This window comes from Leifsonia tongyongensis (assembly GCF_010686705.1).
GTDB lineage: Bacteria > Actinomycetota > Actinomycetes > Actinomycetales > Microbacteriaceae > Diaminobutyricibacter > Diaminobutyricibacter tongyongensis.
In genome coordinates this window covers 1,642,711-1,655,913 of sequence record NZ_JAAGWY010000001.1, presented here as the reverse complement: position 1 = coordinate 1,655,913, position 13,203 = coordinate 1,642,711, and the positions used below count along the sequence as shown (strand labels likewise).

Genomic DNA, 13,203 nt, shown 5'->3' with positions numbered 1-13,203 from the left:
ACATCGACCCCACCCGCACCTACTGGCGCAACAACCAAAAAGCCCCCGGCCGATGGCCAGGGGCTTCCTAGATGAGACCTAAGTCGCGACTCAGGTGAGACCTATGTCCCGACTCATCACAAAGTGCGCCCGGAGGGATTCGAACCCCCAACCTTCTGATCCGTAGTCAGATGCTCTATCCGTTGAGCTACGGGCGCAGTTTGCGTGTCAGGCGAGGCCTGGAACACGCCGGCCGCGGGCGGGAACCGCTCGCAAGCCACGTTAGAGACTACATGATGGCGTCGAGCGCCGCCAATTGGGGCTTGAGTGCGATCGGGCCGCGGTCGCCGCACGTGATTCTTCCCAGCGCACTAGGTCTACGTGGTGCGCTGGGAAGAAAGTAGTGCGGCGACGCCGATCGAGCGGCCGCCGCCACCTTCCTACGCGAACACCTCGTCGAGGAAGCACACGAGCGCGCGCCAGCTGCGGGCATCCGCCACGGGCCGGTACCGGTCCGACCCGGGAATGGTGAACGCGTGCGGCGCCCCGCTATAGCTCGTCACCTGCCAGTCGACGTGCGGTGCCGCACGCAGTTCATCCTTGAACGCAGCGATCGCTTCGTCCGGGACCACCGGGTCGGACGCGCCGGTGAGGATCATCAGCGACGCCGCAATTGCACCTGCGTCACTCGGGTCGTGCGTGACCAGCCCTCCGTGGAACGACACCACGCCTCGCGCGGGAGCCCCTGTGCGAGCGAATTCGAGCGCCGCTGTGCCGCCGAAACAGTATCCGATGACGGCCAGGCGGGCAGGGTCGACGGCCGCATGCTGCAACAGGTATGTGAAGCCGGCCCCGACCCGGGAGCGCAGCAGCGGAAGGTCACGGTAGAACTTGCCCGCTTCGGCCGAGGCCGCATCCCCGGTCGGGCGCACACCCGCGCCGTACAGGTCTGCGGCGAACGCGACATAACCGAGGCGTGCGAGCATCTGGGCGCGCATCCGCACGTTGTCCCCCACTCCGGTCCAGTCGTGCAGGATGAGCACCGCCGGCCGGCGGTCGTCGGCCTGCGAATCGCGCGCCAGATACCCCTCGAGCTCGAGGCCCTCATGTTCGTACAGGACGTCCTCGGTCTCGATGAACGTGTGCTCCCTGACAGGCACCTGCGCGAGCAGCGCTTCATGCACGGGGGAAAGGCTGGGCGAGTGCGACTCGATGGTCACGGTACCTCCACGGTTCTACGGCGTTCGACACGCTGCTGCCTGCTGTGGCGCTGCGCTGTGCAGTGCGGAACCGAGGTGCGGGTCGGGTTTCCCACACGGCCAACCATACTCTGGGCGAACGCGCGGGGCCATGGCCCCACACCAGACGTAGGCTGTGCTCATGGCGAAGGAATTCACGCATGAGCCGGATGCGAACCGCTACGCCGTGCACATCGACGGCGAGCTCGCCGGGGTGCTCGACTACTCGGTGTTGGGCAGCGCGATGTCGATGAGGCGGGCGTACACGGCGCCCCATTTCCGCGGGCACGGTCTCGCTGCGGAGCTTGTCACGTTCGCGGTCGACGATGTCGAGGCGAGCACGAGCTACCGCATCGTTCCGATGTGCTGGTATGTGGCCGAGTGGTTCGAGAAGCACCCGGAGCGCAGCGAACTGCTCTCACGCCGCGCGAGCGCGTGAACTTTCGGGCCGGGCCTCCTCCGATCCCGCGCGGCCGATGACCGCGAGCACACCCGCGGCGATCAGGCCCTGCCCGACGCAGTAGGTGAGCATCGTGAGCACGTCGTGCCCCGGGATCACCACGGCGGGAAGGAACCGCGAAAGCGCGAGGATGCTGTCGGAGACGACGAAGACCGCCGCGCCTGCCGCGACCAGCGCGGACACGCGTGTGGCGGCCGTCGCCATGGCACCGAGTACGAGTCCGTAGAGCACGACGGGCACCACCAGTGAGCCGAGGCCCGGGATGAGCACCGCCAGGAACACGACGAACCAGACGGCGTAGACGATCGCCCAGGCGCGCGGCCGGCCGAACCCGCCGATGCGGACGAACAGCACCAGGTAGGCGACGTGCGCGAGCAGGAACGAGCCCAGGCCGACGACGAACCACAGGTCGCCGGGCAGCATCAGGGCGAGGTCGCCCGCCCAGGACAGGCCGATCGCGAGAAGCAGGAGGCCCACTGCGAGGGTGAACCTCTTTCCAAGGCGAGCGAGCAGGACGGCGACGGCGAGCGCCGGCATCAGGAGGGGCTTCGTGACCTGCACCAGCGCAGCTGCGCCTGCGGCGATCGCGATCACCTGCACGAGGCTGACGACGATGAAGGGCGTGAACGCCGGCACCGGCCGGATGATCACGCCGTGCGACCCGTTCAGGATTCGCCGCCGACGGCCGGTTCGCCGACGAAGGTATGCGCCTCGCGTGCGAGTTCCGGCCATAGCTGACGATCACTCACGCGGACCCAGTCCCTCGAGGGACGCCCGGCCGCGCGGAACGCGAACGCGACGCCACGCGCCTTGAGGTCTCTCGCTCGCGCCTCGGGCAGCTCGACGACCAGGTCGTCGCCCTCGAGGAACGCGAAGAGCCTGCCGCGCACGAGAAGGCCGTCGGCGGCGATCTCGACGTCGTAGTCCTCGTCTTCGGCCATCTCGATCGTCAGGCTGTTGTACGCCTGTGCTGCAGCATCCGTCGTCACTGCTCCGTGCCTCCTCGTCGACCACCGTGGTGTGCTCACGCTAGCAGGCGACGCGCCGCGCATGGACGTCTCGGAATGCATTGACAAGTGGATGCCCGCAGTTCCACACTCTCGTTTGTGAGTGTGAACGATCTTGATGAGGACAAGGCCGTCAGCGAGGTGGCCGATCGTCTTGCGGAGCGCTTCCCCTCGGTTCCACGGAGCCGCATCGACGAGATCGTCCAGAGCGAGCGTGAGGCGCTGGACGGCAAACCGATCCGCGACTACATTCCGGTGCTCGTCGAGCACCGCGCGAAGGCCCGCCTCCGCGACGAGCTGACGGCGAGCGCGTAGATCGACCGAGTGGGCGACACGAGACCGGATGCGCATACCCTCGCGGGAATCCCCGTGGTGGTGCGCTGGGCAGACCTCGCGCAGGACGCTGATGGCCCGCCGGCCGGCGAACACGCAGAGCCGGATGCCGGTTACGCACGCTCCCTCCTCACCCCGTTCGAGTTCGCCCGGTACGAGACGCTTCGTCCGCACGCCGCGCGCAGCTTCCTGGCAGGCCGATCGCTCCTCCGCGAGCTCGTCGCAGCGATCGCTGCGGTGGAACCGACCGACGTCACGATCGAGGCACGATGCCCCGTCTGCGGCGGGCCGCACGGCCGCCCGACCGTGGTGTCGCCTGCGGCTGCGACCCCGCTGCAGCTCTCGCTAGCGCACAGCGGAGCCGTCGTCGCGGCCGCTGCGGCGTGGGAAAACCCCGTGGGCGTCGACGTCGAGCGGGCGGATGCTGCACACGCGCCCGAGCGTGACGACGCGATCGCAGCGGTGGCCGGCGCATCCGGTGACGATCCCCTCGAACACTGGACCCGCGTCGAAGCGGTGCTGAAAGCCGACGGACGCGGACTGCGGGTCGACCCGGGCCGGGTTCGCATCCGCGCCGGAGACGCGACCGGGGACACGGTCGACGCCTGGATCGACGGCGACGAGGCAAGCCCCCACTACGCGCTGGCGTCGATCGACCTCGGTCCCGGCTTCACCGCGAGCGTCGCCGTCAAGACCTGACCCTGGCGGTGCGGGGCAGGCGCGGAAGCCGGTGGGCGAACAGCCAGTGGTCGAAGAACCGGGCGAGGTCGAGACCGGAATGCGCCTCGGCCAGCGTGCGGAAGTTGTCGGTTGTCGCCGTCGCGTGGCGTCGCGATGCGGTCCACGCCTTCAGGAGCCCGAAGAAGCTCTCGTCGCCGAGTGTCACTCGCAGGGCGTGCAACGTGAGGGCGCCTCGCTTGTAGACGCGGTCGTCAAACATGAGGCTCGGCCCTGGGTCGCCGACGAGGATGTCCTGCGGCAGCGAACGCAGGCCGGCGTGGTAGCCGCGTGCCAGTTCGTCCGCACTCTGCCTGCCCGAATGCTCCGACCAGAGCCATTCGGCGTAGCAGGCGAAACCCTCGTTGAGCCAGATGTGCTTCCATGCCGCGATGCCCACGCTGTTGCCGAACCACTGGTGTGCCAGCTCGTGGGCGATAAGCCGCTCCGAGCCGCCCCGACCATCGGCATGGTTCGCCCCGAAGATCGCGACGCCCTGCGCTTCGAGCGGGATCTCCAGGTCGTCGGCCGTGACGACGACGCTGTAGTCGGCGAACGGGTACGGTCCGAAAGCTTCGATGAAATAGCTCATCATGCGCTCGAGCGGATCGAAGTCGGCGCGCACCCTCGCCTCGACTTCGGGCGCATACGCCACCACGCCCGGGATGCCTGCGAGATCGCGCCGGGTGCTCGCGTACCGCCCGATCTGGACGGTCGCGAGGTAGGTCGACGTGGGCTCCGGCTGTTCGAACGACCAGGTGCCGCGGCCGGCAGAGATGGTGTGCTCGAACAGCACCCCGTTGGCGAGCACGGTGTACGCCTGCTCGCAGGTCACGCGGATGCGGTAGCTGGCCTTGTCCGCCGGGTGGTCGTTGCAGGGGAACCACGTCGGCGCGCCGGACGGCTGCGACGCGACGATGACTCCGTCGGTCAGTTCCTCCCACCCGACGAGACCCCATGGGCTTCGTCGCGGTGCGGGTGATCCCGAGTATTCGATCTCGACCGTGAACAGCTCGCCCAGGCCGATCGGCTCATCCGGCCTGACCGTGAGCTTGGTCGCCGACTGCGTGAAACGCGTCCTCTTGCTTCCGTTCACGCGCACGCGCGACGCCCGCAGGCGGACGAGGTCGAGGCTGAACGAACTCAGGCCTTGCACGCTCGTCGCACGGATCACAGCTGTGCCGTCCAGCCGGTTCGTGGCGACGCGGTACTTCAGGTCGAGGTCGTACGACACCACGTGGTAGCCACCGTTGCCCGACTCGGGAAGGTACGGGTCGCCAGCTGTCCTGGCGCCCGCAGGGACAGCCTCCATCAGCTCACCGTCGCGTGATAGTCGGCGATGGTGACTTCGCGCCACGGGCCGATCGGGTTGCCGCTCCATCGTGTGCGATCGGGCACGAACTCCCCGCGCATCACGAGCGATGCCGGGCCGACGGTGGCGTGGGCGCCGATCCGTGCCGCAGGCAGGATGACGCTGTGCGGCCCGATGGTCGCTCCGGCGTCGAGGATGACGGTGTCCATGCTCATGATTCGATCATGGAAGAGGTGGGTTTGCACAACACAGCCGCGATTGACGGTGGATGCGTCCCCCAGCGTCACGAGGTCGGCCTCGGGCAGCCAGTAACTGTCGCACCACACGCCCCGGCCGATCGACGCACCGAGACTGCGCAGCCACCAGACGAGCGCCGGCGTGCCCGCTGCCGCCTGGGCGAACCAGGGCGCCGACACCATCTCGACGAACGTGTCGGACACTTCGCTGCGCCACACGAACGACGACCAGAGCGGATGCTCACCCACACGGATGCGCCCGACGAGGAGCCACTTGCCCACTGTGCTCGCCCCGGCGGCGACTGCTCCGGCGGCGAGCATGACGACGCCGCTCAGCAGCACGGCGGCCAGCGTCCCCCACGCCTCGACGAGCGCCGCCAGCGTGAACAGCACCCCGAGACCGACGGCGCACGTGACGAAGACCGGGACGATGCGGCACAGCTCCCAGAGTGCCCTCGCGACGCGGAGATAGGTCGGCGGGGCGAACGTGCGGCTCTCGTCGGCGGTGGCCGCCGTCCGCCGGAGACGCACCGGAGGCGAGCCGAGCCAGGACGAGCCGGGCTTCGACTTGCGCGGGGCAGCGGAGAGCACGGCCACGAGACCGTCGCGAGGCACGCGGTGGCCGGCCCCGGCCATCCCGGAGTTGCCGAGGAAGGCACGGGTTCCGATCTCCGCCCGGGCGATCCGCACACGCCCTCCGCCGAGCTCGTACGAGGCGACCAGGGTGTCGTCGGCGAGGAACGCGCCGTCGCGGATCGTGGTCATGCTCGGAAGCAGGAGGACGGTCGAGGCCTCGACGTCGCGGCCGACCGTCGCCCCGAGCATCCGGAGCCACACCGGGGTGAACAGGCTCGAGTAGAGGGGGAACAACAGGGTCCTGGCCAGGTCGAGCAGGCGCTCGACCGTCCAGACCTGCCAGCCGACGCGAGCGCGGACGGGGAAGATGCCTTCGGCGAGCCCGAGCGAGAGCAGCCGCACCAGCACGACCACCAGGCCGGCGAGGATGACGCCGGAGACGAGGGTCGCAGGGATCAGGGCTGCGAGCGAACGCCAGGCGGCGTCGGCGAGTGTCGGCGCATGCCGGATCGCCACCGCGACGATCACACCGCCGGCGGCGAATGCCACGATCGGAAGCAGAGAGAGGACGATCGCCGACGATCCGTACGCGATCAGCCAGCGGGTGCGTCGCGGCGGGCGCACGGGATCCCACCACTGGTCCGCTTTGCCTTCACGGGCCGCAGGCGAGCCCGCCCACAGCTGCCCGGCCGGGACGCGCCCGAACACGGACGACCCCGGTGCGATCGCCGCATTCTTGCCGATACGAGCACCGGGAAGCAGCGTGCTCCGCGCGCCGACGGTGCTGTTCGCGCCGATCCGCACCGCACCGATGCGCAGGGTGTCGCCGTCGATCCAATAGCCCGAGAGGTCCACCTCGGGTTCGATGGCCGCGCCGGCTCCGATGCGCAGCATCCCGGTGACCGGAGGCAGCGAGTGCAGGTCCACGTCCGGGCCGATCCTCGCGCCGAGAGCACGGGCGTAATACGAGATCCAGGGGGCGCCGGCCAGGCTCACCGCGCCCACCTGATGGGCGACCTGCTCGGCCAGCCACAGCCGCAGGTGCACGCCGCCGCCGCGCGGATAGTCGCCCGCGCTGATCCCCGACAGCAGGAGGCGCGCGCAGACGACCGCGATCGCCATCCGGCCGAACGGGGTCGCGAAGATGAGGAGGCCGACGATGAGGAAACCCGGCGAAGCGGTCGGAAGCGCCTCGAACCCGCCGAACCAGCTGAGAATGGTGCTCGCCGTGAGCAGGTAGAGCAGCCAGCGGAACCCGCTGAGCACGAACAACGGAACACCGAGGAGCGTCTGCAGCAGCTGCATCCGGCGCGGGGTCGGCGGCACGATGTGCGTCGACTCGCCCGTCGACCGGTCGCCGACGCGCGACGCGACCTCCTCGGCCATGGCACCCAGCCGCGGATGCGCGTAGATGTCGGCGACGGTGAACTCGGGATCGCGAACGCGGATGCGCGCTACGAGCTGGGCGGCGGCGAGCGACCCTCCGCCGAGGTCGAAGAAGTTGTCAGCGGGGTCGGAGACCGGCAGCCCGAGCACGGCCTGCCACTGGGACGCCAGCTCGCGGAGGGCGGGGTCGAGGTTCGCCTCATGCGGATCGAGATCGGGAAGCGGCCACGGCAACGCCGCCCGGTCGACTTTGCCGGAGGTGCGTGTCGGCAGGTCGCCGACCACGGCGAGCAGCGGGACAAGGGCCGCGGGCAGCTCCTCACGCAGGCGGAGGAGGGCCGCGCCGCGATCGAAAGCGGACGGATCGCCGACGGCGAGGTAGCCGACCAGAACCTGATTGCCCGCATCCGTCGTGCGCACTGCGGCGGCCGCGCCGGAGACACCCGGCAGGTTCTGAAGGGCGTTCTCGATCTCGCCGAGCTCGATGCGCCGGCCCCCGACCTTCACCTGGTCGTCCGCGCGACCCTGGAAGAGAAGCCCGGCCGGGTCGAACCTCACCAGGTCGCCACTGCGATAGGCGCGGTCCCAGCCGAGCGACAGGAACGGAGCGTACTTCTCCGCATCCTTCACCGGGTCGAGATAACGCGCGAGCCCGACACCGCCGATGATCAGTTCGCCGGTCTCCCCCGACGCGACCGGGTTGCCCTCAGGATCGACGACCGCGAGCACCCAGCCGTCCAGGGGCAGGCCGATCCGCACGGGCTCACCCGCCTTCACGAGCGCAGCGCACGCGACGACGGTCGCTTCAGTCGGACCGTACGTGTTCCACACCTCGCGGCCCTCGACGGCGAGACGGTCCACCAGGTCGGGCGGGCAGGCCTCACCCCCGAAGATCAGCAGCCGCACATTCTCGAGCGACTCCGCAGGCCACAGCGCGGCGAGCGTCGGCACCGTCGACACGATCGTGATGCCGTGCGTGGTCAGCCACGGACCGAGGTCCATCCCGCTGCGCACCAGCGAACGCGGGGCTGGTACGAGGCACGCGCCATGACGCCACGCCAGCCACATCTCCTCGCACGAGGCGTCGAAAGCGACGGAGAGCCCGGCCAGCACCCGGTCGCCCGGCCCGATCGGCTCGTCCTGAAGGAACAGGCGCGCCTCCGCGTCGACGAAAGCCGCGGCCGAACGGTGCGACACGGCGACACCCTTCGGCGTGCCCGTCGAGCCGGACGTGAAAATGATCCAGGCGCCGTCGGCGGGCGTCGGCGGAGTGACCAGCGAAACGGTCGACGTGCTCGGATGCGGCGGCTGGCCGGCGAACAGGGCGACATCCTCCTCCTCCGCCGGGGCGCCGAGCTCATCGTCGTGCGGAGTCGGAAGGTAGTCGCCGTCGCCCACGATCACGCCGCGGATCAGGGCCTCGCCGAAGACCAGGTCCGCGCGCTCCTGGGGGTCGTCCGCGTCGACAGGAACATAGGCGGCGCCGGCCGCCATGACGGCGAGGATCGACACGTACAGTTCACGCGAACCCGACGGCATCCGGATGCCGACCCGGTCACCCCGGCGCACCCCGGCACCATTCAAGCGGCCGGCGACAGCGACCACACGAGCCAGCAGTTCCCGATAGCTGAGGGCGCCGCGGGCATCCTCCAGGGCAGAAGCTTCGGGAAACGCGACGGCCGTCGCCCGGAGGACATCGAGGAGCGTCCGCGGCGGCGGCGCTTCGTCACCGCGGTCGAGGATACCGTGTGGTGAATCGGTCACATCTCAACTCCGGTCGAATCGAACGATCGCTTCGCCGCTCACGCGCATCCGCTGCACGAAGCTAGCCGTGCAGGGTAGACGCGAGGTGAACGGGAGTCATTCGTCCATGCTGGAGAGCAGGTCGACGAGGCCCGCCTTGCTCAGCGACCAGTAGCCGGTGCGGCCCTCCGCCTTGGCGCGGTCCCGGAGCTCGCGGACGGTGAGGTCGGCGACCGGCGTTGCGGCAGGGGCTGGGGCCGGCGCTGAGGCCGGGGCTGGCTCTGAGGCCGGGGCTGGCGTGTTCGAGGCCGATTTCGGTTTGGAAGCCGTCGACTTCGGCTTCGCGGCGAAGGTCTTAGGATTGGCGGCTGCCGTCTTCGACTTCGAGGCTGTGGTTTTCGGCTTCGTGGCGGCCGACTTCGGCTTCGATGCTGCGGTCTTCGGATTGGCGGCTGAGGTCTTCGGCTTAGCGGCAGCCGTCTTCGGCTTCGTGGCCGACGATGCGGGTTTCGTCGCTGACGACTTGGGCTTCGCCGCCGCCACGGCCTTGGACTTCGCTGCAGGTCTGGACTTCGCCGCGGGTTTGGACTTCGCGGTCGGCTTGGAGGTGACCGCCGACGCGGCCCTCTCCTGCACGGAACGCGCGGTGGAGGCGAGCGAGTCGGTGGCCGCCTTCGAGCTCTTCGCGATGCTCTTCGAAGCCGCCTTCGAGGTCGTCGCCACCTTCCTGGTCGCTGCCCTCGAGGTCTCGGCGACTTTGTCGGTGGTCGATTTCGACGTCCTGGCTACGGTGCTCCTCGCGTCTTTTGCTGCTGCGGCTGCGCGCCGCTGGAGTTTCTCCAAGGAAGCCCCGAGCTCGTCGACCCGCCTGCGTGCCAGCTTGTCGAGATTCTTCGCGGCCGTGCGAGCATCCGCAACAGCAGCTTTCGCTTTCGCGAACGCCTCGTCCGCCGCCTTCTCCAGCTTGCTCTTCTTCGCCATGATGTCCTTTCGGATCGGTGCGCAGCGCCCCCAGTTTGGCACCGCGACGGCCTTCCGTCACGCGATTCGGCCCGCGCGCGTCCCCGCGTCGCCCCTGAGGGCCTCTCTTCGCGCTGCGCCCGCGCAGAAGTGTCAACTTCCGCTAGTCGCCTCCGCGACCGCTAGCGGAAGTTGACCCCTGCGCGACGCTTCCCGTCCGCGAACGCAGTGCGGTGTAGCCGAAGGCCACCGCGCCGAGCGCGGCGACGGCACACACGATCCACAGTGCCCATTCCGATGACATGATCGCGCCGACGGTTGCCGCGATCGCGATCGCCGCGAGCACGACTGTGAGTGCGAACAGCATCCCGGCGGTCCATTCCTGCTGTTGCGCCGCATCCGCCCGCGGCCGGATGACGATGATCGCGGTGGCCAGGGGCCCGATCAGGAGTGAAATAACGAACCAGGACCAGCGAGAGCGATTCTTCTGTTCGGCGAGTCCAGCGTTCACGAGGGCGAGGGCCAGCCACCCCCACCCACCACTGGAGTAATCCATCGCACCACCCTATCCAGAGGGGTGCTCGCGCCGCGTGGGGTGCGAACGAGCGATGGTTGCCAGGCAACCGCATCGATCGTGGAGCAGCACAAAGCGCGGCCGCGGCGATTGGTTGCCAAGAAGTTCACTCCCGCCGCGATTGTTCGCCGACCTTTTGGCAAGCAATCCGACGCCGAGCGGCATCAGCGGTAGCGCGCGGCGATCGCCGCCGCCACGCGCGCGATCAGGTCGTATGGGATCGGCTGTGCGTACAAGAAGTTCGCTGAATCCTTCGCCGCCCGGTACGGCGCGATCTCCTGCTCGAGCTCGCCCTCGAGAGGCGGCACCGGGTACAGGCCGACGTGCTTCTTCCAGCCCGCGAAGTGGATGGCGCGGGTCGGGCCGACCATCACGGCGGCGATGTCGTAGCGGATCTTCTCGGGAGCATCCGGAACCGCGGCATGGATCGTCTCGCGAACCCGCTGCAGGACCTCCTGCACGTCAGGCGGAAACGAGGCGATGTAGTCGTCAACGGTCGCGAAATGCTGAGCCATGATCGTATTCTCCCCGATCCGTGCGGCGACGGCCTAGCCGTCCGGCACCGATCGGAGCATGATCGACGTCGAGGAGCACCAATGGTCGAGCATGTCGACGTTCTCATCGTCGGGGCGGGTCTGTCGGGCATCGGCGCCGCGTACCGGCTGCAGCGCGAGCATCCGGAGAAGACGTTCGCACTGCTGGAGGCGCGGCAGCATCTCGGCGGCACCTGGGACCTGTACCGCTACCCGGGAGTCCGCTCGGATTCGGACATGTTCACCCTCGGTTACCCGTTCCGCCCCTGGCGGCGCTCCGAAGCGATCGCGGGCGGCGCCGAGATCCTCCACTACCTCAAGGACACGGCGCGCGAATTCGGCGTCGATGAGCGCATCCGTTACGGCATGCACGTGGAGCGCGCCGCGTGGTCGTCGGATGATGCCCTCTGGACGGTGACCGCACGCTTCGGCCCCGAAACCCTCCGCTTCACCTGCCGCTTCCTCTACCTCTGCACCGGCTACTACAGCTACGAGGGCGGCTACCGGCCGGACTTCGAGGGCGTCGATGCGTTCGCCGGTCCGGTCATCCATCCGCAGGAGTGGCCCGCCGAGCTCGACTACCGCCATCGGACCGTCGTCGTCATCGGGAGCGGGGCCACGGCGATCAGCCTCGTGCCGGCGCTCGCCGCGGGCGGCGCGAGGGTGACCATGCTGCAGCGCTCGCCGAGCTACATCGTTTCGCTGTCCGCATCCGACGGGTTCGCCGACGCGGTGCGGCGCGCCCTGCCCGCCCGGGTCGCGAACCGGATCATCCGTTTCGCGCATCTCGTCCAGACCCTGGGGTTCTACCAGTTCGCGCGCAGGCTCCCCGGGCCGGCCACGCGGTGGCTGATCAACGGGGTACGAAGGCGTGCCGGCAGCGCCGTCTCGATCGAGCGGGACTTCACTCCGCTCTATAAGCCGTGGGACCAGCGACTCTGCGTCGTGCCCGACGGCGACCTCTTCGCGGCACTGCGGTCGGGGAGCGCGACGATCGTGACGGATGAGGTGCGCCGGTTCACGGCATCCGGAATCGAACTCGCGTCCGGCCGCCATCTCGACGCGGACATCGTCGTCACCGCGACCGGGCTGCGCATCGTCGCGGTCGGCGGCATCGAACTCGAGGTGGATGGGGTCAGCGTGGACCCGGCGGACCGGCTCGTCTACAAGGGGCTGATGTTCGCGGGTGTGCCGAATCTCGCCTGGTGCGTCGGCTACACGAACGCGTCGTGGACGTTGCGCGCGGACCTGTCGTCGCGGTACGTGTGCCGTCTGCTCTCGTATCTGGATCGCGCGGGGGTGGACATGGCGGTGCCCGTCGTTCGCGACGACGACGGGCTGCGGCGGCCGATCCTGCCCCTGACCTCGGGGTACATCCGGCGCGCAGCCGAAGTGCTGCCGAAGCAGGGGTCGCGCCCGCCCTGGGTGCTGCGCCAGAACTACCTGCGCGAGGCCGTGACGATGCGCTGGAGCCGGGTGACCCGCAGCATGCGGTTCGGTCACGCCGGGCGCGCGGTCAGGACCCGCGATTGGGCGAGAAATGCGGGTGCGCGAGCGCGCGACTAGCCGTTTTCGACAAGCCGAGCGGTGGAGGCGGCGCGTTCGCGGAACGCGACCATGTTCATCCGGTTGCCGCAGCGGATGCTGCAGAACCGTTTCGATCCGTTGCGGGACAGGTCGACTAGGATCCCGGTGCAGTCGTCGGCCGCGCATTCCCGCAGACGTCCGGTCTCGCCGGTGCGGATGACGTCGACGATCGCGAGCGCGACCTCGACGCGGATGCGTTCAGCCAGTGGCGCCTCGGGCTCCGTCGCATGCAGGTGCCAGTCGAAGCCGTCGTGGCGCATCAGGTACGGCAGCGCCCCGGCAGCACGCAGCATCGTGTTCACTTCGACGGCGGCGGCGTCACGGTCGAGCGTCCAGAGCCGCCGAAGGCGCTCGCGGGTGTCGCGCACGTCGGTGAGTTCGGCGGCGTCGTGGTCGATGCGTCCGGAGAACCGCCTCTCGGCGAGGAAGGCAGCCAGCTGCTCCGGTGTCTCGAGCTCGTCGGTGCCGCTCCGGCTCGCGCCGGGGTGCGTGTTGACGAGGGCGACGGTGAAGTCCAGCGTGTCCTCGGTGTCAGGGGCAAAATGCAATTTGACTCCTTACT

At 69.2% G+C, this 13,203-nt stretch carries 13 protein-coding genes and 1 tRNA gene; 5 read left to right on the top strand and 9 right to left on the bottom strand.

Features of this window, described 5'->3' with window-relative positions:
• Positions 1-124 precede the first annotated feature (124 nt).
• A tRNA-Arg gene (locus tag G3T36_RS07970) sits at positions 125-197 on the bottom strand.
• Between the two features lie 222 nt (positions 198-419).
• Complete coding sequence (locus G3T36_RS07965) at positions 420-1,199, bottom strand: dienelactone hydrolase family protein (RefSeq protein WP_163288975.1); 780 nt, start codon at positions 1,197-1,199, stop codon at positions 420-422.
• A 160-nt stretch (positions 1,200-1,359) separates the two neighbouring features.
• Here G3T36_RS07965 and G3T36_RS07960 point away from each other — a divergent pair, with 160 nt between their 5' ends.
• The gene (locus G3T36_RS07960; RefSeq protein ID WP_163288974.1) at positions 1,360-1,656 is read left to right on the top strand and encodes a GNAT family N-acetyltransferase; all 297 of its coding nucleotides are present in this window, start codon (positions 1,360-1,362) and stop codon (positions 1,654-1,656) included.
• Here G3T36_RS07960 and G3T36_RS07955 read toward each other — a convergent pair.
• Positions 1,636-2,328, bottom strand: a complete 693-nt coding sequence (locus G3T36_RS07955) for a lysoplasmalogenase (RefSeq protein ID WP_338031501.1) — start codon at positions 2,326-2,328, stop codon at positions 1,636-1,638. The two genes, G3T36_RS07960 and G3T36_RS07955, sit on opposite strands and share 21 nt — an antisense overlap.
• A 14-nt stretch (positions 2,329-2,342) precedes the next feature.
• The gene (locus tag G3T36_RS07950; RefSeq protein ID WP_338031500.1) at positions 2,343-2,705 is read right to left on the bottom strand and encodes a hypothetical protein; all 363 of its coding nucleotides are present in this window, start codon (positions 2,703-2,705) and stop codon (positions 2,343-2,345) included.
• Positions 2,706-2,783: 78 nt separating this feature from the next.
• Here G3T36_RS07950 and G3T36_RS07945 point away from each other — a divergent pair, with 78 nt between their 5' ends.
• Together G3T36_RS07945 and G3T36_RS07940 are read left to right on the top strand one after the other, a co-directional pair.
• The gene (locus G3T36_RS07945; protein ID WP_163288972.1) at positions 2,784-2,999 is read left to right on the top strand and encodes a three-helix bundle dimerization domain-containing protein; all 216 of its coding nucleotides are present in this window, start codon (positions 2,784-2,786) and stop codon (positions 2,997-2,999) included.
• A 9-nt stretch (positions 3,000-3,008) separates the two neighbouring features.
• A complete protein-coding gene (locus tag G3T36_RS07940; RefSeq protein ID WP_163288971.1) occupies positions 3,009-3,716 on the top strand; it encodes a 4'-phosphopantetheinyl transferase family protein in 708 nt (235 codons plus the stop codon).
• Here G3T36_RS07940 and G3T36_RS07935 read toward each other — a convergent pair.
• Positions 3,706-5,046, bottom strand: coding sequence for a M1 family metallopeptidase (locus G3T36_RS07935; protein ID WP_163288970.1), 1,341 nt, complete (start codon positions 5,044-5,046; stop codon positions 3,706-3,708). The two genes, G3T36_RS07940 and G3T36_RS07935, sit on opposite strands and share 11 nt — an antisense overlap.
• Positions 5,046-9,008: a Pls/PosA family non-ribosomal peptide synthetase gene (locus G3T36_RS07930; protein WP_163288969.1), complete on the bottom strand. Its 3,963-nt coding sequence runs from the start codon at positions 9,006-9,008 to the stop codon at positions 5,046-5,048. The genes G3T36_RS07935 and G3T36_RS07930 overlap by 1 nt, the downstream gene beginning before the upstream one ends.
• Positions 9,009-9,285: 277 nt before the next feature.
• Here G3T36_RS07930 and G3T36_RS07925 point away from each other — a divergent pair, with 277 nt between their 5' ends.
• On the top strand, positions 9,286-10,143 hold the full coding sequence (locus G3T36_RS07925) for a hypothetical protein (protein WP_163288968.1): 858 nt from the start codon (positions 9,286-9,288) through the stop codon (positions 10,141-10,143).
• On the opposite strand, the gene G3T36_RS07920 is transcribed toward G3T36_RS07925, so the two are convergent.
• Together G3T36_RS07920 and G3T36_RS07915 are read right to left on the bottom strand one after the other, a co-directional pair.
• Entirely contained in the window at positions 10,111-10,503 is a 393-nt protein-coding gene (locus tag G3T36_RS07920) for a hypothetical protein (protein WP_163287394.1), read from the bottom strand. The genes G3T36_RS07925 and G3T36_RS07920 overlap by 33 nt on opposite strands.
• A gap of 182 nt (positions 10,504-10,685) precedes the next feature.
• Complete coding sequence (locus tag G3T36_RS07915; protein WP_163288967.1) at positions 10,686-11,036, bottom strand: iron chaperone; 351 nt, start codon at positions 11,034-11,036, stop codon at positions 10,686-10,688.
• Between the two features lie 81 nt (positions 11,037-11,117).
• On the opposite strand from G3T36_RS07915, the gene G3T36_RS07910 reads away from it, so the two are divergent.
• Entirely contained in the window at positions 11,118-12,620 is a 1,503-nt protein-coding gene (locus tag G3T36_RS07910; protein ID WP_275689969.1) for a flavin-containing monooxygenase, read from the top strand.
• Here G3T36_RS07910 and G3T36_RS07905 read toward each other — a convergent pair.
• Positions 12,617-13,189, bottom strand: a complete 573-nt coding sequence (locus G3T36_RS07905; RefSeq protein WP_163288965.1) for a CGNR zinc finger domain-containing protein — start codon at positions 13,187-13,189, stop codon at positions 12,617-12,619. The two genes, G3T36_RS07910 and G3T36_RS07905, sit on opposite strands and share 4 nt — an antisense overlap.
• Positions 13,190-13,203 lie beyond the last annotated feature (14 nt).

Coding starts and splice junctions, on each gene's coding strand:
- G3T36_RS07960 (WP_163288974.1), top strand. CDS start 1,360: ATGGCGAAGGAATTCACGCATGAGCCGGATGCGAACCGCTACGCCGTG.
- G3T36_RS07910 (WP_275689969.1), top strand. CDS start 11,118: ATGGTCGAGCATGTCGACGTTCTCATCGTCGGGGCGGGTCTGTCGGGC.
- G3T36_RS07915 (WP_163288967.1), bottom strand. CDS start 11,036: ATGGCTCAGCATTTCGCGACCGTTGACGACTACATCGCCTCGTTTCCG.
- G3T36_RS07935 (WP_163288970.1), bottom strand. CDS start 5,046: ATGGAGGCTGTCCCTGCGGGCGCCAGGACAGCTGGCGACCCGTACCTT.
- G3T36_RS07920 (WP_163287394.1), bottom strand. CDS start 10,503: ATGGATTACTCCAGTGGTGGGTGGGGGTGGCTGGCCCTCGCCCTCGTG.